The organism is Lentzea sp. NPDC051838 (assembly GCF_040681245.1).
GTDB lineage: Bacteria > Actinomycetota > Actinomycetes > Mycobacteriales > Pseudonocardiaceae > Lentzea.
In genome coordinates this window covers 31,061-55,930 of the sequence record NZ_JBFAYI010000008.1, presented here as the reverse complement: position 1 = coordinate 55,930, position 24,870 = coordinate 31,061, and the positions used below count along the sequence as shown (strand labels likewise).

The following is a 24,870-nucleotide window of genomic DNA, read 5'->3' as shown; positions in this document are numbered from 1 at the left end:
CTTCCCCTCTTACACAGCCAGTTGCACGAACGCGAGCGCCGCCAGCAGCGCAGGTCCCCGACTGAGCTGCACGATCAACCCGAGCGGCGTCGGCCCGAACAATCCGAAGTCGACGATCGCGGCACCGTAATCCACCGGTGGCCGCGTGGCGATCCGATATACCACCGCCACAGCCCCGACGGCGGAGATCAGTCCGTTGAGCACAGACACGTGTGGAGTGAACGCCGTCGTGATCGCGCACCAGATAGCGGCACCTGCGGCTGGAAACACCAGGTGTGCGGCGCGGAGGTAGCGGTCCGACAGTCCTAGGGCGCGGCGCATGGCCGGTGAGCGGCAGACGAACCGGAGTCCTGCGGCCAGGCGGTCGGTGGCGAGGAACGCGGCCAGGAGGTGGACGGCGGGAACGGCGTCCGCGCACACCGCGACGAGAGCGGGCACAGGCAGGAGCGCTGCCCAGACGATCAGAGCGTAGGGAGTGCGCCGAAGCCTGAGGACATCGGTCCACACCAGGACCACCAGGCGAGAACCTCGAAGCTCGGCTGATCTCACACGTCCGAGTGCACGCGCACGGCGTTCGGCGAGAATCGCGCCCAGCAGCGCGAGGTCGAACCAGCTCACCGACACCCGCACCACACCAGCGAGCGCAGCACCTGCGGCGAGACCGGCTCGCCGCCAGCCATGGCGAAGCCGTTGCACCACCAAAGCCAGGGCGACCACCGCCACCCCAGCCGCGGCCCCGCTTCCCATCGCTACCACCGGCGAGGCCACCGCACCCACGAGCCCGAACACCACCGCGGGCCACAACGCCCCGACGCCCGCCCCGAGCCCCAGCAACCCGAACACCCGCGGCCGCAGGAACTCCGCCCGCGACACCGGCGCACTCAGCACCCAGAACATCCGGTCAGCCCCGACGAACACCGGCCCGAACGCCAGCGACACCCTCAACAGCACCGCGGCGCCCAGCACCGACAACCCCAGCGCGGCCCACACGTTCCCGGCAGAGCGAGTCAGCCCGGCCGACACCAGCCCGTACGCGACCGCGCCGACGATCGAGAAGTTGACGATCTGCGCGTACCACCGCGCGACCCGGAACCGCCACGGCACCGGCGTCCGCAACCGGCGGCGGACAGCGGCTACAGAGTGACGGTCCGGCACGCCACCGCCTCCACCAACCTCGCGTCGTGCGAGGCGAACACGATGGCCACCCCGGCGGCTTTCTCCGCCAGCAACCGATCGCGCAGCCATGCCCGCCCGGCGACGTCCAGCCGTTGCTCGGGCTCGTCGAGCACCAGCACGGACCGCGGCCGCACAAAACAAGACGCCAGCCCGAGCCGGTGCCGCTGCCCCGAGGACAACGTCGGCGGCAACTGATCGGCCACCGCCGACAACCCGAGCTCGTCGACGACGACAGACACGTCGACCGAGGACGAGTGCAGCCACGCCAGCAACCGCAGGTGCTCCACCACGGACACGTCCGGGAAGTAGTCGGCGTCGTCGAGCAGCGAGGCGAGACGAGCGCGCACCGAAGCCGACGACTCGTCCAGCACGGCGCCGTCGAACAGCACCGAACCGGAGTCCAGCACCTCGGCGCCGACGAGGCAACGCAGCAGCGTCGACTTGCCCGATCCGTTCGCCCCCACCACGGCAACGGCCTCGCCAGGAGCCGCCTCGAACGTCAGACCTGCGAAAACAGGCACTCCCCCGTAGCCGAAGCCCGCATCCCGCACGGCCAAAGACATGTGATCAGCGTAGTGGGAATAGCTCGCGGCCCCGTGCGTTAGAGTAGATGCAAACGCATAGAACTTGAGATAGAAGGAGGCGGCTGCCGTGCAGTTCGGAATCTTCTCGGTGAGCGACATCACCAGGGACCCGGTGAGCGGCGAGACCCCCAGCGAGGCCGAGCGCATCGACGCGATCGTGCAGATCGCCGAGAAGGCCGAGGAGGTCGGGCTCGACGTGTTCGCGATCGGCGAGCACCACAACCCGCCGTTCTTCTCGTCCGCTCCCACCACGCTGCTGAGCCACATCGCGGCGAAGACCAAGAAGCTGATCGTCAGCACCGCGACGACGCTGATCACCACGAACGACCCGGTGCGCATCGCCGAGGAGTACGCGATGCTGCAGCACCTGGCGAAGGGTCGCATGGACCTGATGCTGGGCCGCGGCAACACCGCGCCGGTCTACCCGTGGTTCGGTCAGGACATCCGGCAGAGCCTGCCGCTGGCGCTGGAGAACTACAACCTCCTGCACCGGTTGTGGCGCGAGGACGTCGTCGACTGGGAGGGCAAGTTCCGCACGCCGCTGCAGGGCTTCACCAGCACGCCGCGGCCGTTGGACGACCTGCCGCCGTTCGTGTGGCACGGCTCGATCCGCACGCCGGAGATCGCGGAGCAGGCGGCCTTCTACGGTGACGGCTTCTTCGCCAACAACATCTTCTGGCCGAAAGAGCACTACATGCGGCTGATCAAGTTCTACCGCCAGCGGTACGCGCACTACGGCCACGGCACTGAGAAGCAGGCCATCGTCGGTCTCGGCGGGCAGGCCTACATCGCGAAGCGGTCACAGGACGCGCTGAACGAGTTCCGTCCGTACTTCAACGAGGCTCCCGTCTACGGCCACGGCCCGCGGATGGAGGACTTCATGGAGCAGACGCCGCTGTCGGTCGGCAGCCCGCAGGAGGTCATCGACAAGACGCTGACCTTCCGCGAGCACTTCGGCGACTACCAGCGCCAGATGTTCCTGATGGACCACGCCGGCCTGCCGCTGAAGACGGTGCTGAACCAGCTGGACCTGCTGGGCGAGGAGGTGGTTCCGGTACTGCGCAAGGAGATCGAGTCGCGCCAGGACCCGGAGACCGCCAAGCCGCCGACGCACGCGGTGCGCCTCGAGGAGAAGTACGGCGACCAGCCCGCCCGTCAGCCGAAGCCGAACGCCAACCGGGGTGACAACGTCACGGGCGGCTCGCCTTACCAGGATTCGGAATGACGCGAGCGAACGAGGCGTGGGAGTCGCTCATGCGGGCCTACGCCGTGCTGATGAAGCGGTTCAACGCGGAGGACGTCTGGGGCGACCTGACGATGCGGGAGTACGACGTCCTCTACACGTTGTCCAAGTGCGACGGTCCACTTCGGATGAGCGAGCTGAACCGCCACGTGCTGCTCAGCCAGCCCGCCCTGTCCCGCATGGTCGACCGCCTGGTCGACCGCGGGCTGGTGGTGCGGTGCCCGGATCCCGGTGACCGCCGGGGTGTGCGCCTGTCGCTCACCCCGGACGGCCGGAAGGTCCAGCGGGAGATAGGCCTCCCGCACGCCCGCAGCGTCACCCGCGCGTTGAACGTCCTTACCCCGCAAGAACTCGAACAGCTCGCCGCGATCACCGCGAAACTGGCAGGGAACGAGGAGAAATGACCACCCAGAAGCAGCTCGTCATCGTCTCGGCAGGTACGAGCGACCCGTCGTCGACGCGGCTGCTCGCCGACCGCGTCGCCCAGCGCGTGGCGACGCTCGGCCTCCAGAAGCAGCTCACCATCGGCATCAAGACGATCGAGCTGCGCGAGCTGGCGGGCGACATCGCGAACGCGTTGGTGTCCAACCACATCGGCCCGAAGCTGCAGCAGGCGATCGACGCCCTGCAGCACGCGGACGGCATCGTCGCCAGCACCCCCGTCTACAAGGCGGGCGCGAGCGGCCTGTTCACGTCGTTCTTCCAGATCCTGGACAACGACCTGCTGATCGCGAAGCCGGTCGTGCTCGCGGCGACCGCCGGCACGGCTCGCCACGCTCTCGTGGTCGACGACCAGATGCGCGGCCTGTTCGCATACCTGCGCACGGTCGTGGTGCCGACGTCGCTGTTCGCCGCGACCGAGGACTGGACCGACCCCGGCCTGAACAAGCGGATCGACCGCGCGGCGCTGGAACTGGTGGCTTTGGTCGCCGCCGGGTTCGAGAAGACCGTGCGCGACGAGTCGTGGGGCCGCTACCAGCACGAGTTCGGCAGCGCGGGCGGCACCGAGCTGTCGATCGACCTCGACTCGGACCTGATGAGGCTGGCCGCGGGCGGTCAGGCCTAGAAGTCCGCGCCGCGCGAGAGCTTCTCGTGCCGGCGCAGCTCCACCAGCGCGTTCTCGTGCAGGGCAACGGCGGCGTCGTACGCGGCGCCGCCGAGCACGATCCGGTGCGGCGGCTCGGATGCCTCCATCGCGCTGATCACGGCCCGCACTCCGCGCTCGGGATCACCCGGCTGCTTGCCGTCCTGGTCGACGAAGGCCGCGCGAATGCCTTCCACCAGACCGAGATAGGCGTCGACCCGCTCGTCCACCGGCTCGTCCTGGAACCCCGCGTAAGCCTTGGTGCGGAACGATCCCGGCTCCACGACCAGCACCTTCACCCCGAACGGCTCGACCTCCTGGCGCAACGTCTCCGACAGCCCTTCGAGAGCGAACTTCGCGGCCGAGTAGTAGCCGAATCCCTGCACGCCGACGAGTCCGGCCAACGAGGACATGTTTACGATCCAGCCGCTGCCGCGTGACCGCATGCCCGGCAGGACCGCGCGCACCACCTCGACCACGGCGAACAGGTTGAGGTCGAAAGTGCGGCGGATCGTCTCGTCGACGGTGCCCTCGACCGATCCGTACCAGCCGCGGCCCGCGTTGTTGACGAGCACGTCGATCCCGCCGAACCGCTCCTCCGCGGCCTGGACCGCCCCGCGAACCTGCTCGGCGTCGGTGACGTCGAGCGGCAGCACCAGCACGCGTTCGCCGTGCACGGAAGCCCACTCCCGCAGCTCATCGGGCCTGCGTGCGGTCAGCACCACCTGATCTCCGCGTTCCAGCGCGGCCTCGGCGTAGGCCATCCCGAACCCGCCGGGCGTCCCTCCGGTGATGAACCAGGTCTTCATCAGACTTCCCCTATCGCTATAGCAGTCTGTGTAGCGCTACATGGGCTACTATAGCGACATGCAGAACGCACGGGACCGGCTGCTGCTCGCGGCGGCCGAGCTGCTGGACGGCGGCGGCACGGTGTCGACGAGGGCCGTGTGCGAACGCGCCGGGGTGCAGGCACCGACGCTGTACCACCACTTCGGCAGCAAACAGGGGCTGATCGACGCCGTGCTCAACCACGGCTTCACGCAGTACGTCGCGGTGGAGAGCTCCGGCGACCCGCTCGGCGACCTGCGCGAGGGCTGGGACCGGCACGTGCGGTTCGGCCTGGAGCACCCCTCGTTCTACGGGCTCCTCTACGGCCGGGTCGAACCCGGAAAACCTTGTGCCGTCACGGCTCCCGCGCACGCCGCACTGCGCGACCGGTTCACGGAGGCGGCCCGCGACGGCCTGCTGACGGTGCCCGCGGACGACGCCGCGGAACAGCTGCTCGCCGCGAACGTCGGCGTCACGCTGACCCTGATCTCCCAGCCGGAGCCGGACTTCGGCCTGTCCGAACGCGTCCGCGAAGCCGCGCTCGCCGGCGTGGTGCGCGGCACGAAGAGCAAAGCACCTACGCGCTCGAACGCCGCCCTCACCCTCCGAGCCCTGGTCGACGCGGATCCGGCCGGCCTGTCCCCCGGCGAACGCGCGTTGCTCGGCGAACTGCTCGACAGGCTGGGTCAGGCGTAGGGCAGCACCTTCTTCTCCACGTAGCTCAAGCCGTAGAACAACCCGACGCTGATGATCGCGAGCAGCGTCATCGCCGCGAAGGCCAAGGAGGTGTCGGCGCTCGCACCGGACGTGTTGATCACGTAGCCGAGCCCGGCGCGGGCGCCGACGAACTCGGAGATCACCGCGCCGATCACGGCCAGCGAGATCGACACCTTCAGCCCGACGAAGATCTGCGGCAGGGCGTGCCGCAGTCGCAGCTTGAAGAACTCCTGACCGCGGCTGGCGTCGAGCGACCGGAACAGCTCGGTCAGCTCGTCCGGTGTCGACTTCATCCCGGACGCGGTCGAGATCACGATCGGGAAGACGCACACCAGCACGACCAGCAGCACCTTCGAGGAGATGCCGAACCCGAACCACACCACCACGATCGGCGCGATGGCGACCTTCGGGACGGCGTTCAGAGCGACCAGCAGCGGGTAGAACATCCGCTCCATGATCGTGGAGCCGACGATCAGCAGCGCGATCGGCACACCGACCACAATGGACACGACGAAGCCGAACACGGCCTCCCACAACGTGACGAGAGTCTGTTCGAGCAGATAGCCAGGCAGCTCGACGAAGGACGCCACGACGTCAGCAGGTGACGGCACGAGGAACGAGTCGATGCCGAAGACGATCGTCGCGAGCCACCAGAGTCCGATGATCGCGACCAGACCCACTACCGGCAACACCGCTTTCACAGCAGGCCTCGCAACTCACGGCTCACGTCGTCCAGTTCGGGCTGCCCCAACGCACGCGGCCGCGGCAGGCCGACCTCGACGATCTTGTGGATCCGGCCGGGGCGCGGACTGAGCACCACGATCCGGTCGGCGAGCAGCACGGCCTCGTCGATCGAGTGCGTCACGAACACGACCGTGCGCGGCAGTTCGAGCTGAACCCGTTGCAGCTCCTCGGAAAGCTCGGCGCGGGTGATGGCGTCCAGCGCGGAGAACGGCTCGTCCATCAGCATCACCTTCGGGCTCTGGATCAGCGACCGGCACAACGCCACCCGTTGCTGCATGCCGCCGGACAGCTCGTGCGGCAACCGTTTCTCGAACCCCTCCAGCCCGACGAGCGCGAGCAGCTCGTGCGCTCGGTCGCGGTGATCGCCGAGGCCGAAGATCTCGATCGGCAGCAGCACGTTGGCCAGCACCGACCGCCACGGCAGCAAAGCCGGCCGCTGGAACATCACGGAGACGTCCCGCCGTGGCTTCGTGACCTCGGAACCTGCCACGAAGACACGGCCTTCCGACGGCGCCAGCAGACCGGCGATCAGGCGCAGCAAAGTGGACTTGCCGCAGCCCGACCGCCCGATCACCGCCACGAACTCGTACTCCCCGACCTCCAGGTCGATACCCGCCAAGGCGTCGACCGCGCCGAAGGAGTGCGAGAGCTGCCCGACCGTGATCACCCCGGGGTCAGCCGAACGTCGCCAGGTCGCCGGGCCGCAGCACCACCCCGTCGGGAATCGCGCGGGCCTCCACGAGCGTGCGGATGATCTTCTCGACCCGTTCCTCCGTCATCCCGCCGACCCTGCCGCTGTACCCGGACGGCCGGACGTACGGCGCCATCAACGCGACTTCGGCGCTCGCCACGGTCGCGTCCTGCGTCGGCTGGTACTTCTTGAGGATCGGACCGACCTCGTCCGGATGTGTGATCGCGTACTCCAGGCCTTCGAGCAGCGCGTCCGTGAAACTCCGCACCTTGTCGGGCGCCTTGCCCTGGAACTCCTTCGACACCACCAGCGCGTTCCCGTACAGGTCCGGGACGAGGTCTCCGTAAGGCAGCACGACCGCCTTCCTGCCCTTGGCCGCGGCCTCGATCAGCGGCGTGCCGACGACGAACTGACCGATCCCGTCGACCTGGCCCGCCGCCAGCAGCTGCGGCAGCGCGGGCGGTGCGGACGGCACGAACTCGACCTTGCCCGCGTCGATCCCGGCCGCCTTGGCGTAGACCGGGAACATCACCTGGTTCGTGGAGCCCGGCTGATCGCCGATCTTGCGGCCCACCATGTCCGCGGGCTTGCTGATACCGCTGCCCTCAAGCGTGACGATCGCCGCCAGCGACTTCTGGTGGATGGCCGCGATCGTGGTCACCGGCAGCCTCTCCTTCGCCAGGGTGATCGCGGTGGCGGTGAAGTCGGCGACACCGAAGTCGGCCCGACCGGCCGCGACCAGCTTCAGCACGTCGACGCTGCCCGTGCCCGGCGTGATCTCGACGTCGATCCCGCGACTCGCGAAGAAACCCTTCTCCTGCGCCACGTACACGTACGCGTCCCTGCCGAAGGTGTTGAACGACGTCAGATAGCTGACGTGTGCCAGATCCTGCCGCTCCGCCGGACCCGCACAGCCCGTGACGGCCAGCAAGATCGCGAGCAGGACTGAAACCGCTTTCCGCATGATCCCTCCCCCGAAGGCGCCCTCTGGTCGAACATAGAGGTCCGGGGACGACTGCGGGAGGTGTGCGGTGAGGGGTGACGTCGTGGTGGCGCCGTCCGGTGAAGAGATCGTGCTGGTCGACGTGGGTCAGCGCGTCCTCTACGACGACCCGGTGGTCAGGGTGTGGGAGGTCCAGCTCGAACCGGGCGAGACCCACCCGTGGCACCTGCACCACAACCCGTACGTCGTGCTGAGCATCGACGGCTCGGACGGCAGGATGGACTGGCTCGACGGCAGCGAGCCCCGGTTCATCTCGGAGCACCGCGGCGGCTGGGTCTACCGGCCCGTGTCACCCGTGCACCGGCTGACGAACATCGGGACGTCGTTCTACCGCAACCGCCTCGTCGAACTGAAAGATCTCGGCGAGCACCAGTCCGCTCCTTTGGACATCCATCCGAACGACGTCAGCGTGCGCACGGTCGCGGATTGTTCGGTGGAGCTGGACGTGCCGCACGTCCTCGTCGCGCTGGACGGCGAGGACGTGCGGCTGCATCCCGGCGGACCGTGCTCGCTCGACGGCGAGTGGTTCGTCGTCGAGCTGGCCTACTTGTTCAGGTAGGGCTCGATGTCCTCGGCCTCGACGACCTGACGGACCTCGATCGACATCTCCTCGACGCCCGCGAAGCAGGTGATGTACTCCTCCCCGACGGCCGTGGCCTCGGCGAGGTCCTTCGCGTTGATCAGCAGGAACCCGCCGACGACCTCCTTGGCCTCGGCGAACGGCCCGTCCGTGGACTTGACCGCGGCACCGCGCCTGCGCACCACCGAACCGGCCTTCTGCACGCCGTCAGCGGTGAGCAGGGCGCCGTTCGCGACCAGCTTCTCGATGAAGCCGTTCATCCGCTCGATGAGCTCCGGGTTCGGCTCCCACGAGGCCGGGTCGTCCTCCAGGACTCGGTGAATGAGCATGAACCGCATGGTGTTCTCCTCGTTGTCGACTGGCAGCGTTGGGCAGCTGCCACCCCTGCGTCGATCGACGTCACGAAGCTTTCGACATTTTCGACATCATGACCCGGTGAACTTTTCCAGACTGGTCGTTCCGCTGCTGAGCATGTGGTTCTTCGGCAACCTCTACGAGCAGGTCGTGTGGAACCCGCAGCTGCTGGCCGACCCGCGGCCGGGGTCGTTGGTCGGAGTGTTCGCGGCGGGCAGCCCGGTCTACTACTACCTGCCTTGGGGCCCGCTCGCCGTGGTGCTGGCGGTCGTCACACGTGCGCCACGGCCGGCGCTGGCGTGCCTCGCGCTGTCCGTCGCGATGAAGATCCTGCTGGTCACCCAGGTCAACCCGGTGTTCCGCGACCCGGCCGCCACCCGCGAGACCGTGCACACCCACGCGGTCCTGTGGGCGTTCGGCAACGGTGTCGTGGTCATCGCGGTGGCGGCCGCGATCCTGCTGGTTCAGCGTGCGCAGCGCAGCCCGGCGTCTCCCGCGTAACACCCTGGTCCGAGCCTTGTCGCGTTCACGAACAGCAGCACGCACTCGTCACTCGCGAACCCCGCGATCAGTGCCCTCCTGCGTGCCATGTCCAGTGCTTCCCGCACCGCTTCCTCAGGGGTGTGCTCGTAGGACCACCCCGTGAAGGCTTGCGCCTCATTCACCTCAGTCGTCATGTTCGGACCGCCTCCCCACGGTCATTCATCTCAGCTAATGTGAAGGTAGGTTGACGCGATCCGCTGTGTCAATGAGATGGAAGGCGATGATGACCGAGGAACGGGCGAGCCTCGCCGACCGCATCGACCGCCTGTTCCAGGTGGTGCGCAGGCCGAACGGCGAGCCGCACAGCCACGAGGAGGTGGCGCGGGCGTGCCGGGAGAGCACCGGGGAGACGTTCTCGGCCGCCTACCTGTGGCAGCTGCGGACCGGGCGGCGCGACAACCCGACCAAGCGTCATCTGGAGGCGCTGGCGGCGTTCTTCCAGGTGCCGCCGGCCTACTTCTTCGACGATGAACAGGGGAGAATCATCGCCGAGGAACTGGAACTGCTGGGGGCGTTGCGCAACAGCGCGGTGCGGGACCTGGCGCTGCGGGCGGTGACGCTGTCCGAGGAGGGGCTCGGCACCGTGGCCGACATCGTGGAGGCCATCGGGCGGCGAGAGGCCCAGAGAGAGTCACAGAGAGAGTCGCAGAGAGAGTCACAGCGGTCCAAGGGGGAATAGTGCTCGGCAGGAAGAGCGCGCTGTGGCGGCGATGTGAGCGGATCGCGTCCACTGTGGACCTACCGGATCCGTTCGACGTGCACGCGGTGTTCGAAGGGCTGGCCGTTCACCGCGGCAGGCCGATCGAGCTGATCCCGCTGGCCGCCAAGCCCGGTGCGCCGTGCGGGGTGCTGGCGGCGACCGACCGCGCGGACTACGTGTTCTACACGCGGGACACGTCTCCGTTGCACCAGCAGCACATCCTGTTGCACGAGCTGGGTCATCTGCTGTGCGGGCACGCCGAGGGCCAGGAGCTGTCGGACAAGGTGGCCGCTATGCTCACGCCGAACCTGCCGATTGAGCTGGTGCGCAGGGTGCTGGGCCGCACGACCTACCTGTGGGAGCACGAGCAGGAGGCCGAGCTGGTGGCGTCGCTGATCGTGCGCCGGATCGAGGGAGGCGCGGACCCGCTGCGATCGGCGTTCGGGTCTTGAGCAGTTACGCCACGGCGGCGCTGCTCACGCTGATCGGGCTCACGCTGCTCGGGACGGCCCGCAGCGCGCCACGCCACCTGGTGACGTTCTTCCTGAGCATGGCGCTGTCGCTGGTGATCTCGGGCGACCCGACGATCCGCCTGGTCGGGGTGGAGAACCAGCTGCTGTGCCGGCTCGTCACGAACGTGCTGCAGCTGCTGTCGGTGTGGTCGCTGCTCAAGCTGGCGCGCAGCATCCGCTCCCCCGAGCCGCGCACCGCGTTCTGGCCGCTGCCGCTGACCTGGGCCGTGCTCTTCCTGTGCTACCTGGACTTCGCGCCGCACCACGCCGTGCTGCACACGCTGCAATGGCGGCCGAGCGTCGTGCTGTACCAGGTGGTGCTCACCGGCTACGCGGTCGGCTGCCTGGTGGTGTTCATCCGGACGCTCCTGCAGGTCTCCCGGCCACCAGGGGCGTTCCGCACCGGCCTGCGGGTGATCATGGCGGCGGCCGCGGCGACCATCGCGTGGGGAGTGTTCTCCGGGCTTCCCTCGTTGTCGATCATGGTCACCGGGCTCGCCGGGTTCGTGCCGACGTCCCGGGCGATCGGGATGGTCGCGATGACGCTGTGGGTGACAGGCGCGCTGCTGACCACGTGGGACGGCGCGGTGAAGCTGTTCCGGACCTGGCGCGGGATTCGCGCGGTGACGCCGTTGTGGCGGACTTTGGTGCTGGCGCAACCGCAGATCGCGTTGCCGGCGCGGCACGACCTGGAGTTCACGCTGTACCGGCGGGTGATCGAGATCCGAGACGGGCTGCTGGCGTTGCGCACCCACGTGCCGCCGGATCTCGCCTCCTGGCTGCGGACTCCCGTCGACGGGCCGACTCTCGTGGCGGCCGAGCTCGCGGCGGCGTTGGTCATGCGCGACGCGGGGAGGAGCTGGCCCGCACAGCCCGGGCAGTCCGCGGGGACGCCCAGCGTGGAGGCCGAAACCGCCTGGCTGGGCGCCGTGTCCTCGGCTTTCACCCGGTCACCGGTCGTGCGCGAGGTGCGCCGGCTGGCTCAGCTCGACGCGGCGTGAGATCAGGTGGTCGGCCGTTCTCAGGGCCAGCGCGGCCATCGTGAGCGACGGGTTGGACGTGCCGAGCGACGGCATGCTGCCGCAGCCCACCGCGTACAGGTTGGGGTGGTCCCAGCACCGTTGCCACTGGTCCACGACCGAGGTTTCCCTGTGCGTGCCCATGATGTGCGTACCGCCGCCGTGGCCCGCACCCCAGTAGCGCAGGGGCTCGCCGTTGTGCTCGAAGTAGTGTTCCTCGTCCGGCTTGTACGAGGTGTAGTCGTCGGCTTTGAGCATCTCGAACAGCCTGTCCGACACGCGTTTCGCCGCCAGCAGGCCGTCTTTCACGTAGTCCGACAGTCCGTAGTGGACGCTCGGGCGCGGGTTGCCCAGTGCGTCTACCTCTGATGCCAGCGTGACGCGGTTGAGCGGGTCGGCTTCCTGCTCGATCTCGAACTGCAGCGTGAACTGCCGCCCGACGCGTTCCGCGACCGCCTTTCTCAGCGCGTTGCCCCTGAGACCTGCCGCGACGAACTCGGCGGTGTCGGAGTCCGGGCTGCCCGCTGACCAGCCCCAGCCCCAGTTGCCGATCTCGACGCGGAACGGCGCTCTGTTCCTGCGTTCGCCTCCTGCCCTGAACGCCTCGATGCTCGTGGTCGACCCTGGTCCGCGGAACGGGCCGATCGGGTGGGGCATCAGCGCCCACGTGAGCAGTGCGGGGTGGTCCATGAGGTTGCGGCCGACCTGGTCGCTGCTGTTCGCGAGTCCGGACATGAGCAGCAGCTTGGCGTTCTCGATGGCGTGCGCGGCGAGCACGACCACGTCCGCTTCGATCTCGCATTCGGTGTGCCTTGAGGTCGTGTCGTCCTCGTAGCGCTGGTAGCCGACCTTGGTGATCCGGCCGAACTCGTCCGCGTGGAGCCGGTTCACGACGCATCTCGTGCGCAGTTCGACGTTCAGGGACCAGCGCTGCTGAGTGCGACGCGGCGTGTACTTGGCGTTCTCCGGGCACACCGGCACACAACTCGCGAATCCCGAGCACAGGTGCCCGCCAAGTCGGTAACCGTCCGTCGGGATTCCGTTGCGCGCCTGGGGTGTGCCGGTGATCAGCAGCTCGTGCCCGTCGATGCTCTGTCCGTCCACAACGGACGCGACCGCGTGGTCGAGATACGTGCGAGGCAAGGCGTGCATGGGATACGCGTACCCGTCAGCAACCGGAACGTGCTGCCGTTGCTCGTCCGCGTCGGCAGAGATGCCGATCTCCCACTCCGCGGCGCGGTAGTAGGGCTCCAGGTCGTCGTACTCGATGGGCCAGTTGCGCCCGCGACCCAGGTCTCCGGTGTGGAAGTCCTCGGGGTGCATGCGGGGCGTGATGCCGGTCCAGACGGTGCCGGTGCCACCGTTCATCCGCAGGTACGGGCTGCAGTAGTCGTAAGGCCCGGTGTTGATCAGGTAGTCGCTCGACGGCGCGGCAACCGTGGTCCGGTAGGGCGCGAGCGGTGACTTGATCAGTGCGGTCTGGAATCTTCTGACGGCCTCGTCGTGCTCGGTCTCCGCGCCGGCTTCCAGCACCGTGACGCGAAACCCGTTGTCCCCCAGCACTTTCGCCATCAACGAGCCGGCGAACCCTGCCCCGACCACCACGGCCCTCATCAGGCGCTTCTTCTGGGTCTGCGCTCCCAGCTGCCGAACCCGGGCCCCGCTGTGCCCGGCGCCGGCACCCCGACCGCCTTCCACGCCAGACCCTCGGCGTAGGCGCGGGAGCTCGGGATCACCCCGCGCCACACACCCGTGTACCAGAGCTGGATCAACTCGGCGTCCGTCGCACCCTGCGCAAGAACGCGGTACTGCTCGACCAGTCCGGTCGACCTCAGCTCTTCCGCCGAGAACCCGGTCAGCTCGGCGGACAACTCCACGAAGGCGTCCATGGCGCCATCCTGGGCGGAGGCACTGTCCTGCGCCAAACGATCTGAGCAATGCTCACCCGCGTGGCCCAACCTCCATCTCGCCGAGCAGCGACCAGTCGTCCTGCTCCAGCACCGCGTTGACGATCCGCGGCGTCTCGGCGAGGTACTGCGGCAGTTCCTTCCGCGCGTTCTTGAAGTGCTCCGACTGCACGTGCGCCCCACCCGCGTCGCCGTCGCGGAACGCTTCGACCAGCACGTACTCGTTCGCGTCGTCGAGGCTGCGCGACCAGTCGAACCACAGGCAACCGGGCTCGGCCCGCGTGGCCTCGGTGAAGGTCCTCGCGATGTCGGGCCAGGCGTCGGCGTGCTCGGGCAGGATGCGGAACTTGGCGGTGATGAAGATCAAAACGGCCTCCTTCGGCATGATCGCCCTCCAACCCTATGGGGTCGTGGAGCGTCGAGGCGCGGTGAATCTGGCTGAGCGCGAAATCCCGGCGTCTGACCGCACGGCATTTGTTTTGGTCAGCACTGAAGCTATCGAGCTTGCTGAGTACGCCTAGTCCTCGATCGGGACCAGCGATCCGTCCGGCGCCATCCGCATCCGAGTCGGGCCCTGGGCGACCATCGCGGCCACGGCGGCGGCCATCGCGGCGTCCCGTTCGGCCTGGTCCGGGCGAGTGATGCGGAACCCGTGCACCACGAGGTCGGACGACACGGTCTCGGCGGTGAACCCGAAGACCTCCCGCGCGATCGCGTCAGCGGCCTCGTAGTCGTCCTCCGAGCGCACCTCAGCACCGTCCGCGGACCACTCGGTGAAGCCGAACGACCCGTCGCCCGAGTGCTGCTGGAAGACGACCACCGGCCGTCCGGCGGCGAACTCCAGCACGGCGTCGACGTCGATCTCCCTGTCGCACACGATCGTGGCTTCCGGCAGGACCGCGACGTAGGCGAACCCGTCTGCGGGATAGATGTCGTCGGCCAAGTCGCTGTCCTCGGCCGCTTCGACCGCACAGCCCGGCCGCACCGCCCGGATCACCGCTTCCGCCGCGGCCTTGTCCGGCTCGCCACCGTTCCGCAACGCCGTCTTGAGGTCGCCGAACACCACCACAGAAGCCTTCACACCCATGCGTGGGACCTTAACCTGCGGGTCTGACATTCCTGCGCCATCATCGGCCCGTGCCCGAGATGATCGACACCCGCCGGCGGAACCTGGTCGTCGCGGCCGTTCTGCTCGCCATGCTGCTGGCCGCCCTCGACCAGACGATCGTGTCCACCGCGCTGCCGACGATGGTGGCCGACCTGGGTGGCGGCGCGCACCTGTCGTGGGTGGTGACGTCGTACCTGCTCGCCGAGACGATCATGACCGTGCTGATCGGCAAGTTCGGCGACCTCTACGGGCGCAAGAAGACGTTCCTGGTCAGCGTGGTGCTGTTCCTCGTCGGCTCGTTCTTCGCGGGCTGGTCGGAGTCGATGGGCATGCTCATCGCGTTCCGCGCGGTCCAGGGCCTCGGCGCGGGCGGGCTCATGGTCACCTCGACGGCGATCATCGCGGACGTCGTGCCGCTGCGGGAACGCGGCAAGTTCCAGGGGTTCGCGGGCGCGGTGTTCGGCATCGCGACGGTCGCGGGTCCCTTGCTCGGCGGGCTGTTCGTCGACCACCTGAGCTGGCGGTGGGCGTTCTACGTCAACATCCCGCTCGGCGTGATCGTCATCGCGGTCGCCCTCAGCGCTCTGCCCACGATCAAGGCCGACGGGCACCCGAAGATCGACTACGCCGGCATCGCGCTGATCGCTCTGGCGGCGACCGGGTTGACGCTGGTCACGAGCTGGGGCGGCACCGAGTACCCGTGGACGTCGCCGACGATCCTGTGGATGGCAGCGGGCTCGATCGTTCTCCTCGTCGCGTTCGTGTTCGTCGAGCAACGAGCCGCGGAACCGATGCTGCCGATGAGGTTGTTCCGCAGCCGGGTGTTCACGGTGTCGGGCATCCTGAGCTTCGTCGTCGGGTTCGCGATGCTCGGCGGCATCACGTACCTGCCGATCTACCTGCAGTACGTGCGCGGCGAGTCCGCCACGGCGTCCGGGCTGTGGATGCTGCCGCTGATCGCCGGGCTGATGGCCACGGCGCTGCTCACCGGCAACACCATCAGCCGCACCGGCAAGTACCGGGCCTTTCCGATCATCGGCTCGGTCGGCCTGACCGTCGGCATCTTCCTGCTGTCCTATTTGGACGCCGACACCAGCTACTGGGTCATGGGCGCGTTCATGGTCGTGCTCGGCGCGGGCATCGGCCTGGTGATGCAGGTGCCGGTGATCGTCGTGCAGAGCACCACCAACTACTCCGACCTCGGCGTCGCCACGTCCGGCATCAGCTTCCTGCGCACGATGGGCAGCTCGTTCGGCGTCGCGATCTTCGGCACGATCTACGCCAACCAGCTGCCGAAGCACCTCGTCGTGCCACCCGGAGTCGATCCGCGCGCGATCGCCAGCCCGGCCGCCGTGCACGCGTTGCCCGAGATCGTGAAGGCGCCGATCGTCGCCGGGTACGCCGAGACGGTGTCGACGATGTTCCTGATCGCCGCGCCGATCGGGCTGATAGCGCTGCTCGTCGCGTTCTTCCTGCCCCAGGTGCAGCTGCGGGACACGTCTCGCGCGGCCGCGACCGGCAACAGCGGTGTCGGCGAGAGCTTCGCCGCGCCGCCGTCGAACTCCTACGACGAGCTGCGCAAACTCGTCTCCACGGTCGTCTCGAAGTCCAAGGACGATCCGGGGCTCGCGGTGTTGCGCCGCTCCGGCGTGGACCTACCGCTGGAACAGGCGTGGCTGCTCGGGCGCGTCTACCGGGCGTCGACGGACGACGGCATCGCGACGCTCGACGAGATCGCCGAGATGACCAAGGTTCCCGGCGGCATCTTCGAACCGACCGCGCGGGCGCTGGTCGAGTCCGGGCACCTGGCGTACCACGACGACGGCTACCGGTTCACCGATCGCGGCGCGGACGTGTTCACGCAGCTTGTGCACGCGTGGCGGCGGTGGCTGCTCGACCAGCTCGAGGACTGGCACGAGCCGGACCAGCGCGACTTCGCGCAGGCGCTCGACTCGTTCACCGACGAGCTGATCGAGAGCGGCCGCCAGATGAGCAGGGTCTAGCTCCGGGCTCGCAGGGCCGCGGCTTCCGAGGCGCGGCCCTGTTCCTCGTACATCGCCAACGCTCGCGCCCATTGCTCACGTGCCGCTGCAGTGTCTCCCGCCGCGTTGAGCACGTCGCCGAGGTGCTCCAGCACCGTCGCCTGCTCGGCCGAGTTGTCCAGCTCCCGGTACAGCGCCACGGCTTCCTGGTAGTGCGCGACGGCGTCGGCGTGCCTGCCGTCGTGGTGGGCGATGTGCGCGAGACTGTCCAAAGTGGCCGCTGAACCCTCCGCGTGGCCGAGCTTGTTGTTGAGCAGCATGGCTTCCTCGCAGTACGTGCGTGCCTCGGCGTACCGGCCCAGGCACGCGTAGCGCCAGCCGACCTCGTTCAACGACTCGGCCTCGCGGATCTCGGACCCGGCCGCGCGGAACTTCTCCAAGCCCTGCACCGAGTGGGCGAGCGCCTTCTCCAGGTCGCCCTCGAACTCCGCCGCCCACGCCATCGCCCGGTGCGCCGCGCCGTGGGCCGCGTGGTCGTCGCTGCGGGCGAACAACGCCAGACTGCGTTCGAAGTGCTTGTGCCCCAACGGCGACTGCCCCAGCTCGACGTAGTTCGCGCCGAGACACATGTGCGCGGTCGCCTGCTTGCTCTCGTCCCCCAGCGCCTCGGCGGCTTCGAGCGCTCCCAGCCAGGCCTCGACGTCGTCGTGCGTGCGCCCGCGCCGCAGGTGGTAGTTGTTCAGCGTGCGGCCGAGCATCCAGGCGACGGCGAAAGCCCCGCGCTGCAACGCGGTGCGCTGTTCAGTCATCAGACAGGCGTGCTCGGTGTCGAACCACGCCATCGCGGCCGCGTTGTCCACGAACGTCAGGACGTAGCCGCTTTCGTGCTCCGGCAACACCTTGTGAGGTTCCAGTGTCGTCGCGGCAGCCCTCGCGGTGGCCGCGTAGAAGTCAGCCAGCCGCGAACCGGCGTCGGCTTCCAGGTCGGCCGCGTAGAGCCCGACGAGGTCGTGCATCCGGTACCGGCCGGGGACGTGCTGCTGCACGAGGTGCGCGTTCTCCAGCTCCCGCAGCACCATCCGCGTCCTGGCGGTGGGCCGGTCGACGAGCGCCGCCACCGCCGCGAGGCTGATGTCCGCTGTGGTGACCGTGCCGAGCAGCGCGAACGTCCTGGCCGCCTCGTCCGACAGCGCCGCCACGGACCACGAGAACACCGCGCGCAGGTTCGTGCCGATCTCCCCCGCGTCCAGGGCGTCGAGGGGCTGTTCGCGCAGTTCGTCGGCGAACACGGCCAGCGGGAAGTCCGGGTCCGTCGCGGCGCGTGCGGCGACGATCGACAACGCCAGCGGTAGCCCGCCGCACCAGCTCACCAGGTCCTGCACGACGTCCGGCTCGGCCGCGACCCGTTCGGCGCCGAGACGTGCCTCGAGGAACTCGCGGGCGTCGGCCGGGTGCAGCACGTCCAGCGACACCGACCTGGCGCCGTGCGCGGCCACCAGCCCGGTGAGTTTCAGACGGCTCGTGACCAGCACGGTGGCGTTCGAACCGGGCAGCAGCGGCACGACCTGCTCGGTGGAGCGGGCGTTGTCGAGCAGCACCAGCATCCGCTTCCCGCTGACGAGACTGCGGTAGCGGGCGGCCCGCGCGTCCAGGCCGGCGGGAATCGTCTGCTCCCCCAACGCTTCCAGAAACTCCCGCAGCACGTTCTCCGGCGGTGTCGGCTCGGCGCTCGGGTCGAAGCCGCGCAGGTTCACGTACAGCTGACCGTCCGGGAAAGTGCTCAGGTTCCGGTGCGCCCAGTGCACCGCGAGCGCGGTCTTGCCGATGCCGCCGGTGCCACCGATCGCCGTGATGACAACGGTTCCGGACGGTTCGAGCGCCTTGAGCTCGTCGGTGCGGCCGGTGAACCACGGGTGCGGCGCGGGGAGCTGTCGTGGGCCTTCGGGTTCCGTCTCGCCGGCCAGGATCCGCTGGTGCACGTCCTGCAGCGGCTTGCTCGGGTCCGCGCCGAGCTCGTCGGCGAGCCTGCGCCGCACGGTGTCGTAGTGGCGCAACGCTTCCGCGTCGTTGCCCGACGCGTGCAGGGCCTGCATCAGTTGTGCGGCAAGGCGTTCGTCGTGCGGTCGTTCGTCGGCGGCCTGCCTCAGCGCGGGCAGCAGTTCGGTGTGCCGGTTCTGAGCGAGCGCTTGGTCGTTGCGGTCGAGCTCGGCGGCGACGCGTTCGGCGTGCAGGCTTTCGCGCAGTGCGTCGAACCACGGCGACTCCAGGCCGTCCAGCGCCTGCCCGCGCCAGAGCTCCAGCGCCTCGTCGAGGACGCCCTCCCGCACGAGTTGCCTGAAACGGAACAAATCGACTCGCGATGGATCTACCGTGAGCCGGTATCCGGCCGGGGAGCGTTCGATGTCCAGTCCGAGCAGCTTGCGCAGTTTGGACACGTACCCGTAGAGCGTGTCGCGGGCCCTGACCGGTGCCCGCTCACCCCACACGCGGTCGAGCAACCGGTCGACCGGGACCGGCTTTCCGCCCTCGACCAGCAGCGCTACCAGCACGGATCGTTGCCGGACGTGGCCGATCTCGACCACCGCACCGCGGTCGCGCACCTCGACGGCACCGAGCAGCCCGAACTCCACGATCACCCCTCAGCAGCTGATTCAAGGTTCATCCTAGGTTCGTCCTTGATCAAACGGGCAACGTTGCCAGGGCGGGCCGAACGGCTCGCGGGACATCTCCCGGATTCGAGGGGTATTTCGTGAAGTCTCGCAACGTCGTCCTGGCGGCTCTGGGTCTCGGGCTCGGCCTGAGCGGGCTGATGCCCGTCGCCGCCAGCGCGGAGACCTCCGGTGACGTGTCCGTCCAGGCAGTGCACCGCAAGTCGGCTGCCTGCGCCTCGCCCGACGGCCAGAAGATCAACATCTCCTGGGGCGACGGCAACGTCACGACCACGGTCTACTACAACAACCACTGCAACCAGGCTCGCGCGATCGAGCTGGAGTTCGTGCGCGAGAACGGCACCATCTTCACCAAGTGCTTCGTGGCACCGGCGAAGAAGAAGGACAACAAGGAGATCGACAACAGCAACCCGAACAAGGTGTCGATCCTGAAGCGCAGCACCTGCCCGTAACCGATGCTCGGAGGGCCCCAGTCTCGTCACCATCCGGCAGCCCAGCCACCGGGGCCCTCCACCATCGCCTTGAAAGATCACCCGAGCGGACCAGGGCGCTTGCGTTCCTCCACATGCGACCCTGGAGTGGATGAGCCACACGCGAATCGGGTCGTTCAACGTGGAGAACATGTTCGAGCGCCCCAAAGTGATGGGCCGCAACGCTGTAAAGCACGCGGCCCCGGTGCTGGCCGCCCACGCCCGGTTCAACGAACTGATCGCTTCCGAGAGCTACACGCCCGCGGTCAAGGAAGAACTTCTCGAAAACCTGGCGACGCTGGAGTTGCTGCGAAGTGACCGCAGCAAGTACGCGATCCTGCGCCGCATCCGCGGCCGGTTCCTGGCCCGGCACCGCACCGGCGAAACCACAGTCGTGGCAAGCGGTCGCGAGTCCTGGGTCGGCTGGGTCGAGCTGACCACCGAACCCATCAGCGAGCTCGCGACCCGCCACACCGCCCAGGTGATGCGCGACGTCGGCGCCCACGTCCTCGGCGTGGTCGAGGCCGAGTCCCGCGAACTCCTGCACATGTTCTCCGCGTCGATGCTCAAGCACGTCGGCTGGACCCCGTACGACGAGGTCCACCTCATCGACGGCAACGACGAGCGCGGCATCAACGTCGGCCTGCTGACCCGCGACGCCCACGAGGTCATCACCATCCGCACGCACGTCTACGCGCGCGACACCTCAGGCACGATCTTCTCCCGCGACTGCGCCGAGTACCACGTCCGCACCCCGTTCGGCCCCGAGGTCGTCGTCCTGGTGAACCACCTGAAGTCCAAGGGCTACGGCGCCCCCGGCGACCCGATCGGCGCACGCCGCCGCTTCCGCCAAGCCGTCCGCATCGCCCGCATCGTGAACCGCCTGCGCGACGAGGGCCACGAGTACATCGCCGTCGTGGGCGACCTCAACGACACCGCGGACAGCGAAGCGTTGAGGCCTCTCTTCCAACGCACGGGCCTGCGCGACATCAGCGAGCACCCGGACTTCGAGTGGGACCACCGGCTGGGCACCTACCGCGGTGTCAACGCGAAGGGCAAGATCGACTACGTGCTGCTGACCCCTGAGCTGTACGGGAAAGCTGTCGGCGGCGGAGTGTTCCGCAAGGGCGTGTGGCGCGGGCCCCGCACGCAGAACCGTTGGGACGTCTACGAAACCATGACGGCCGAGGTGCACGCGGCGTCCGACCACGCCGCGATCTACGCCGACATCGACTGGTCCCGCTAGACCACCTCGACCGTCACCTCGACGACATCGCCCGGCCCCACGCCGTTCTTCTTGCGCACGGCAGCCTTGATCGGCAACACGTAACACCCGGACTGCTTGTCCGGGAACACGCTCGTCGACCAGTTGCTCGCACCCACGCCCACCCTGACCTTCACGCTGCCGAAGCCCGCACCGGGCGTGGCGATGTCGCGGATCTGGTCCGAGACGTCCTCGGGCAAGGTGACGAAGGTCCACGTGTCCATGCGCCTGGCGTCCCAGACCCACAACTCCGCATCGAAGACGAACATCCGCTGATTGTGCGTCAGAGCGGCGCGCTGATGTGGAAGTGCTCGTCGAACCGCTCGGCCAGCGCCTCCCCCATCCCGTACGGCGCCCACTTCCGCACCAGTGCCAGGAACCCCAGCAGGTCCTGGCGCACGGCCTCCAGCTGCCGAGGGAGATCGGCGATCGGGAGCACGCAGGCAGGCCCGTCGACGCGACGACCGTCCGGCCACAGCCGCGCGACACCGTCCCCGAACTCCAGACCCGGCTCGGGGTCGTGGCCCAGCCAGGGCACGCGGCCGTCCAGGAGGTACTGCCAGTCGCGCCACGTCTCCAGCCCGACGCAGCAGCCGGGTTCGATCTCCACCCCGGTCGCGGTGTCCCGTACCAACAGGCCGCCGGACATCACGAGGCCGTCACCCTCCAGCAGCACCCGGAGCATCGCGGGTCCGGTCTCGGCGACCTGCTGCTGGTTGTTGTACTGGGCCGTGGAGGCGAGCGCCGTGCCGAGGTCCTCCCGGGACATCCGGCCGGACAGCACCACGTCACCGTCGGAGTACGGGCCGGTCGGCCAGTCCGGGAACCTGACGAGGTGGTGGGCGGCGACGACGGCGGACATCTCGATCACTCACCCATTATGGTGACGAAGGCCACCGACCAAATCGGTCGGTTTACCTACCGAACCGGTCGGTAAACGCCGTAAAGTCGTCGACATGCCACGACAGCCGAGGACCGGAGTCGACGAGAAGATCCTCGACGCCGCCGCCGCACTCTTCGCGCGGCACGGCTTCGAACAGACGAGCCTGAAGTCGCTCGCCGATGCCGTCGGCCTGTCCAAAGCCGGTCTGCTGCACCACTTCCCGAGCAAAGACGCTCTGTTCGAAGCGGCGTGGGAGCAGAGCCGCGTGCTGAGCAGGCACGTGGCCGAGCTCGTCGCGCCGATGCCGCCGGGGCCCGCGCGCGAGAGGCGAGCGCTGGAGCTGCTCACCGACATCGCACTGGACCGGCCGGGGTTGGTCGCACTGCTGTTCCGCTCGATGACCGCGCCGGGCGAAGACCCCCAGCAGGCCCAGGACGAACTGATGATCAACGAGATGTTCGTCATCGACCCCCAGCAAGAACTGCCGCGCGCGATCCGGATCGTCGGCGCGCTCAGCGCCATGGCCGTGCTCACCATCCTGGCCAACCAGGAGGGCGACAAGACGACGTGGCGCCCCTTGATCCTCGCTACCTGTTACGACGCACTCGGGCACCGGGAGGCCTGACCACCATGGCGAAACTGCTCTACCGACTCGGCAGAGGTGCGCACCAGCACCGGCTCGCGGTCGTCCTGATCTGGCTGCTCGTGCTCATCGGTGCCGGTGCGGGCGCGTTCACGCTCGGCGGTGAGACGTCCAACTCGATGTCGATCCCCGGCCAGGAGTCGACCACCGCGCTCGAGCGCATCCAGGAGAAGTTCGGCCAGGGCGAGACCGCTCAGGCGAAGGTCGTGCTGAAGGCGCCTGGCGACGAGAAGCTGCCGCAGCACGTCAAGGCGATCACCGAGCTCATCAGCGACGAGCAGGCGCTCAAGGGCGTCAAGCAGGCGACCAACCCGCTCGACCCCGCCGCGCCGACGGTCAACAAGGACGTCAACGTCGGCTACAGCACCGTCACCTACGACGTGAAGCCGGGCGAGGTCACCGCCGACCAGCGGGCCGAGCTCACCAAGGTCATCGACAAGGCGCGCGCCGCGGGCCTGACCGTCGAGGTCACCGGCACCGCCATGCAGGAGACGCCGCACGTCGGCGGGCCCACCGAGGCCGTCGGTGTCGTGCTGGCGCTGGTCATCCTCGCGCTGACCTACGGCTCGCTCGTCACCGCGGGCATGAACCTGCTGAGCGCCGGCATCGGCGTCGGCATCGGCACGCTCGGCATCACCATCGCGTCCGGGTTCATGGACCTGCAGTCGACCACGCCGATCCTCGCGTCGATGCTGGGTCTCGCGGTCGGCATCGACTACGCGTTGTTCATCATCAACCGCTACCGCCAGGAACTGCGCCGCGGCTCCGACGTCGGGCACGCCGTCGCCACCGCGGTCGGCACGGCGGGCAGCGCTGTCGTCACGGCAGGTCTGACCGTTGTCATCGCGCTCGTGGGTCTCGCGATCGCGGGCATCCCGTTCCTGACGCAGATGGGTGTCTCGGCCGCGGCCACGATCGTCGTCGCGGTGCTGATCGCCATCACGCTGGTGCCCGCGGTGCTGGGCATGCTCGGCCGCCGCGTGCTGACCCGCAAGGAACGCGCCGCGGTCACGCAGGAGCCCAAGGATCGCGGCGTCATCCGCGGCTGGTCGAAGGCCGTCACCCGCAACCGCGTCGTCGCGCTGCTGCTGTCCGTCGTCGCTCTCGGCGTCGTCGCGATCCCAGTGGCGTCCATGGACACCACGCTCATCCAGAAGCCGCCGGCCGGTTCCACGCAGGAGCGCGCCGACCAGATCCTCGCGCAGGGCTTCGGCGAGGGCTTCAACGGACCGATCCTCGTGCTCGTCGAGGGCAACGGCGCCGCCGCGACCGCCACCAAGGCCGCCGAACCGATCGCCAAGCTCGGCGACGTCGCACTGGTGACGCCCGCCCAGCCGAGCCCGGACGGCCAGGCCGCGCTCGTCACCGTCATCCCGAAGTCCGGGCCGGACAGCGCCGAGACCGAACAGCTCGTCGCCGACCTGCGCGCCGAACTGTCCACTCTGGACGGCGGCAAGGCCTACGTCAGCGGCGCCACCGCGGTGAGCGTCGACGTGGCGACGTCACTGGACCGCGCGCTGCCGATCTACCTGGCCGTGGTCGTGGGTCTCGCGCTCGTGCTGCTGATCCTGGTGTTCCGCTCGCTGCTCGTGCCGCTCGTCGGTGTGCTCGGCTTCCTGCTGACCATCGGCGCGTCGCTCGGCGCCACGGTGGCGGTGTTCCAGTGGGGCTGGCTCGCCGACGCGGTGAACCTCGACAGCACCGGCCCGCTGATCAGCCTCACCCCGATCCTGGTGATCGGCATCCTGTTCGGCCTGGCCATGGACTACCAGATCTTCCTGGTGTCCCGGATGCACGAGGCGCACCACCGCGGCGCCAAGCCGATCGAGGCCATCACCACGGGCTTCCGCCAGGCGGCACCGGTCGTCGTGGCCGCCGCGCTGATCATGTTCTCGGTGTTCGCGGGCTTCGTCCCGGCGGGCGAGGCGACCGTGAAGTCGATCGCGTTCGCCTTGGCGGTGGGCATCTTCGTGGACGCTTTCGTGGTCCGCATGGTGCTCGTGCCCGCCGCGCTGGCCCTGATCGGTGAGCGCGCCTGGTGGCTGCCGAAGTTCCTGCGCTGGCTGCCGGAGCTCGACGTCGAGGGCACCGCGCTCGACGAGCTGGAGGACGACAAGCGGGAGCCGGTCACCGTTTAGCCGGTTCCGCTCCCCGGTCCGCCATGCC

At 68.7% G+C, this 24,870-nt stretch carries 30 protein-coding genes; 15 read left to right on the top strand and 15 right to left on the bottom strand.

The window, feature by feature from the left end; genetic code table 11:
• Positions 1-9: 9 nt before the first annotated feature.
• Positions 10-1,155 carry a DUF6297 family protein gene (locus AB0M24_RS20145; protein ID WP_363769514.1) on the bottom strand — a complete coding sequence of 382 codons (1,146 nt, stop codon included), beginning with the start codon at positions 1,153-1,155 and terminating at the stop codon, positions 10-12.
• Complete coding sequence (locus AB0M24_RS20140; RefSeq protein WP_363769511.1) at positions 1,134-1,739, bottom strand: ABC transporter ATP-binding protein; 606 nt, start codon at positions 1,737-1,739, stop codon at positions 1,134-1,136. The genes AB0M24_RS20145 and AB0M24_RS20140 overlap by 22 nt, the downstream gene beginning before the upstream one ends.
• 88 nt (positions 1,740-1,827) lie before the next feature.
• On the opposite strand from AB0M24_RS20140, the gene AB0M24_RS20135 reads away from it, so the two are divergent.
• The 3 genes from AB0M24_RS20135 to AB0M24_RS20125 are packed head-to-tail and all read left to right on the top strand — an operon-like array spanning position 1,828 to position 4,069.
• Positions 1,828-2,985 carry an LLM class flavin-dependent oxidoreductase gene (locus tag AB0M24_RS20135; RefSeq protein WP_363769508.1) on the top strand — a complete coding sequence of 386 codons (1,158 nt, stop codon included), beginning with the start codon at positions 1,828-1,830 and terminating at the stop codon, positions 2,983-2,985.
• Complete coding sequence (locus AB0M24_RS20130; RefSeq protein ID WP_363769505.1) at positions 2,982-3,407, top strand: MarR family transcriptional regulator; 426 nt, start codon at positions 2,982-2,984, stop codon at positions 3,405-3,407. Before AB0M24_RS20135 ends, AB0M24_RS20130 begins: the two co-directional genes overlap by 4 nt.
• Positions 3,404-4,069, top strand: coding sequence for a CE1759 family FMN reductase (locus tag AB0M24_RS20125; protein ID WP_363769502.1), 666 nt, complete (start codon positions 3,404-3,406; stop codon positions 4,067-4,069). Before AB0M24_RS20130 ends, AB0M24_RS20125 begins: the two co-directional genes overlap by 4 nt.
• On the opposite strand, the gene AB0M24_RS20120 is transcribed toward AB0M24_RS20125, so the two are convergent.
• Positions 4,066-4,896 (bottom strand): SDR family NAD(P)-dependent oxidoreductase, encoded by an 831-nt coding sequence (locus tag AB0M24_RS20120; RefSeq protein WP_363769499.1) that lies wholly within the window; start codon positions 4,894-4,896, stop codon positions 4,066-4,068. The two genes, AB0M24_RS20125 and AB0M24_RS20120, sit on opposite strands and share 4 nt — an antisense overlap.
• 58 nt (positions 4,897-4,954) lie before the next feature.
• On the opposite strand from AB0M24_RS20120, the gene AB0M24_RS20115 reads away from it, so the two are divergent.
• Complete coding sequence (locus AB0M24_RS20115; protein WP_363769496.1) at positions 4,955-5,611, top strand: TetR/AcrR family transcriptional regulator; 657 nt, start codon at positions 4,955-4,957, stop codon at positions 5,609-5,611.
• Here AB0M24_RS20115 and AB0M24_RS20110 read toward each other — a convergent pair.
• Genes AB0M24_RS20110 through AB0M24_RS20100 form a run of 3 tightly spaced genes read right to left on the bottom strand, consistent with a single transcriptional unit; the run spans position 5,602 to position 8,031 of the window.
• Positions 5,602-6,324: an ABC transporter permease gene (locus AB0M24_RS20110; RefSeq protein WP_363769493.1), complete on the bottom strand. Its 723-nt coding sequence runs from the start codon at positions 6,322-6,324 to the stop codon at positions 5,602-5,604. The two genes, AB0M24_RS20115 and AB0M24_RS20110, sit on opposite strands and share 10 nt — an antisense overlap.
• Positions 6,325-6,329: 5 nt before the next feature.
• Positions 6,330-7,043: an ABC transporter ATP-binding protein gene (locus AB0M24_RS20105; RefSeq protein ID WP_363769490.1), complete on the bottom strand. Its 714-nt coding sequence runs from the start codon at positions 7,041-7,043 to the stop codon at positions 6,330-6,332.
• A 7-nt stretch (positions 7,044-7,050) separates the two neighbouring features.
• Positions 7,051-8,031 carry an ABC transporter substrate-binding protein gene (locus tag AB0M24_RS20100; RefSeq protein ID WP_363769487.1) on the bottom strand — a complete coding sequence of 327 codons (981 nt, stop codon included), beginning with the start codon at positions 8,029-8,031 and terminating at the stop codon, positions 7,051-7,053.
• Between the two features lie 67 nt (positions 8,032-8,098).
• On the opposite strand from AB0M24_RS20100, the gene AB0M24_RS20095 reads away from it, so the two are divergent.
• A complete protein-coding gene (locus AB0M24_RS20095; RefSeq protein ID WP_363769484.1) occupies positions 8,099-8,629 on the top strand; it encodes a hypothetical protein in 531 nt (176 codons plus the stop codon).
• On the opposite strand, the gene AB0M24_RS20090 is transcribed toward AB0M24_RS20095, so the two are convergent.
• A complete protein-coding gene (locus tag AB0M24_RS20090; RefSeq protein ID WP_363769481.1) occupies positions 8,614-8,988 on the bottom strand; it encodes a YciI family protein in 375 nt (124 codons plus the stop codon). The two genes, AB0M24_RS20095 and AB0M24_RS20090, sit on opposite strands and share 16 nt — an antisense overlap.
• A 97-nt stretch (positions 8,989-9,085) precedes the next feature.
• On the opposite strand from AB0M24_RS20090, the gene AB0M24_RS20085 reads away from it, so the two are divergent.
• Entirely contained in the window at positions 9,086-9,505 is a 420-nt protein-coding gene (locus AB0M24_RS20085; protein WP_363769478.1) for a hypothetical protein, read from the top strand.
• Here the strand turns inward: AB0M24_RS20085 and AB0M24_RS20080 are convergent.
• Entirely contained in the window at positions 9,469-9,681 is a 213-nt protein-coding gene (locus AB0M24_RS20080; RefSeq protein WP_363769475.1) for a hypothetical protein, read from the bottom strand. The two genes, AB0M24_RS20085 and AB0M24_RS20080, sit on opposite strands and share 37 nt — an antisense overlap.
• An 89-nt stretch (positions 9,682-9,770) precedes the next feature.
• On the opposite strand from AB0M24_RS20080, the gene AB0M24_RS20075 reads away from it, so the two are divergent.
• Genes AB0M24_RS20075 through AB0M24_RS20065 form a run of 3 tightly spaced genes read left to right on the top strand, consistent with a single transcriptional unit; the run spans position 9,771 to position 11,760 of the window.
• Positions 9,771-10,226 carry an XRE family transcriptional regulator gene (locus AB0M24_RS20075; RefSeq protein ID WP_363770242.1) on the top strand — a complete coding sequence of 152 codons (456 nt, stop codon included), beginning with the start codon at positions 9,771-9,773 and terminating at the stop codon, positions 10,224-10,226.
• Positions 10,226-10,699: a hypothetical protein gene (locus AB0M24_RS20070; RefSeq protein WP_363769472.1), complete on the top strand. Its 474-nt coding sequence runs from the start codon at positions 10,226-10,228 to the stop codon at positions 10,697-10,699. Before AB0M24_RS20075 ends, AB0M24_RS20070 begins: the two co-directional genes overlap by 1 nt.
• Entirely contained in the window at positions 10,696-11,760 is a 1,065-nt protein-coding gene (locus AB0M24_RS20065) for an MAB_1171c family putative transporter (RefSeq protein ID WP_363769469.1), read from the top strand. The genes AB0M24_RS20070 and AB0M24_RS20065 overlap by 4 nt, the downstream gene beginning before the upstream one ends.
• On the opposite strand, the gene AB0M24_RS20060 is transcribed toward AB0M24_RS20065, so the two are convergent.
• The 3 genes from AB0M24_RS20060 to AB0M24_RS20050 are packed head-to-tail and all read right to left on the bottom strand — an operon-like array spanning position 11,710 to position 14,052.
• Positions 11,710-13,392: a GMC family oxidoreductase gene (locus tag AB0M24_RS20060; protein ID WP_363769466.1), complete on the bottom strand. Its 1,683-nt coding sequence runs from the start codon at positions 13,390-13,392 to the stop codon at positions 11,710-11,712. The two genes, AB0M24_RS20065 and AB0M24_RS20060, sit on opposite strands and share 51 nt — an antisense overlap.
• Positions 13,392-13,667: a hypothetical protein gene (locus AB0M24_RS20055; RefSeq protein ID WP_363769463.1), complete on the bottom strand. Its 276-nt coding sequence runs from the start codon at positions 13,665-13,667 to the stop codon at positions 13,392-13,394. The genes AB0M24_RS20060 and AB0M24_RS20055 overlap by 1 nt, the downstream gene beginning before the upstream one ends.
• A 52-nt stretch (positions 13,668-13,719) precedes the next feature.
• Complete coding sequence (locus AB0M24_RS20050) at positions 13,720-14,052, bottom strand: putative quinol monooxygenase (protein WP_363769460.1); 333 nt, start codon at positions 14,050-14,052, stop codon at positions 13,720-13,722.
• Between AB0M24_RS20050 and AB0M24_RS20045 the strand changes: the two genes are divergently transcribed.
• Entirely contained in the window at positions 14,042-14,206 is a 165-nt protein-coding gene (locus AB0M24_RS20045; protein WP_363769457.1) for a hypothetical protein, read from the top strand. The genes AB0M24_RS20050 and AB0M24_RS20045 overlap by 11 nt on opposite strands.
• On the opposite strand, the gene AB0M24_RS20040 is transcribed toward AB0M24_RS20045, so the two are convergent.
• Positions 14,203-14,772 (bottom strand): hypothetical protein, encoded by a 570-nt coding sequence (locus AB0M24_RS20040; RefSeq protein ID WP_363769454.1) that lies wholly within the window; start codon positions 14,770-14,772, stop codon positions 14,203-14,205. The genes AB0M24_RS20045 and AB0M24_RS20040 overlap by 4 nt on opposite strands.
• A 59-nt stretch (positions 14,773-14,831) precedes the next feature.
• Here AB0M24_RS20040 and AB0M24_RS20035 point away from each other — a divergent pair, with 59 nt between their 5' ends.
• Entirely contained in the window at positions 14,832-16,796 is a 1,965-nt protein-coding gene (locus AB0M24_RS20035; protein ID WP_363770239.1) for an MDR family MFS transporter, read from the top strand.
• Here AB0M24_RS20035 and AB0M24_RS20030 read toward each other — a convergent pair.
• Positions 16,793-19,405 (bottom strand): BTAD domain-containing putative transcriptional regulator, encoded by a 2,613-nt coding sequence (locus tag AB0M24_RS20030; RefSeq protein ID WP_363769451.1) that lies wholly within the window; start codon positions 19,403-19,405, stop codon positions 16,793-16,795. The genes AB0M24_RS20035 and AB0M24_RS20030 overlap by 4 nt on opposite strands.
• A gap of 119 nt (positions 19,406-19,524) precedes the next feature.
• Here AB0M24_RS20030 and AB0M24_RS20025 point away from each other — a divergent pair, with 119 nt between their 5' ends.
• Positions 19,525-19,896: a hypothetical protein gene (locus tag AB0M24_RS20025; protein WP_363769448.1), complete on the top strand. Its 372-nt coding sequence runs from the start codon at positions 19,525-19,527 to the stop codon at positions 19,894-19,896.
• 130 nt (positions 19,897-20,026) lie between these two features.
• Positions 20,027-21,160 carry an endonuclease/exonuclease/phosphatase family protein gene (locus AB0M24_RS20020; protein WP_363769445.1) on the top strand — a complete coding sequence of 378 codons (1,134 nt, stop codon included), beginning with the start codon at positions 20,027-20,029 and terminating at the stop codon, positions 21,158-21,160.
• On the opposite strand, the gene AB0M24_RS20015 is transcribed toward AB0M24_RS20020, so the two are convergent.
• Both AB0M24_RS20015 and AB0M24_RS20010 read right to left on the bottom strand, forming a co-directional pair.
• The gene (locus AB0M24_RS20015) at positions 21,157-21,447 is read right to left on the bottom strand and encodes a DUF1905 domain-containing protein (protein ID WP_363769442.1); all 291 of its coding nucleotides are present in this window, start codon (positions 21,445-21,447) and stop codon (positions 21,157-21,159) included. The genes AB0M24_RS20020 and AB0M24_RS20015 overlap by 4 nt on opposite strands.
• Positions 21,448-21,461: 14 nt before the next feature.
• Entirely contained in the window at positions 21,462-22,049 is a 588-nt protein-coding gene (locus AB0M24_RS20010) for a hypothetical protein (protein ID WP_363769439.1), read from the bottom strand.
• A gap of 85 nt (positions 22,050-22,134) precedes the next feature.
• Here AB0M24_RS20010 and AB0M24_RS20005 point away from each other — a divergent pair, with 85 nt between their 5' ends.
• Together AB0M24_RS20005 and AB0M24_RS20000 are read left to right on the top strand one after the other, a co-directional pair.
• The gene (locus tag AB0M24_RS20005) at positions 22,135-22,686 is read left to right on the top strand and encodes a helix-turn-helix domain-containing protein (RefSeq protein WP_363769437.1); all 552 of its coding nucleotides are present in this window, start codon (positions 22,135-22,137) and stop codon (positions 22,684-22,686) included.
• A 5-nt stretch (positions 22,687-22,691) separates the two neighbouring features.
• Positions 22,692-24,842 carry an MMPL family transporter gene (locus AB0M24_RS20000; protein ID WP_363769434.1) on the top strand — a complete coding sequence of 717 codons (2,151 nt, stop codon included), beginning with the start codon at positions 22,692-22,694 and terminating at the stop codon, positions 24,840-24,842.
• Positions 24,843-24,870: the final 28 nt, after the last annotated feature.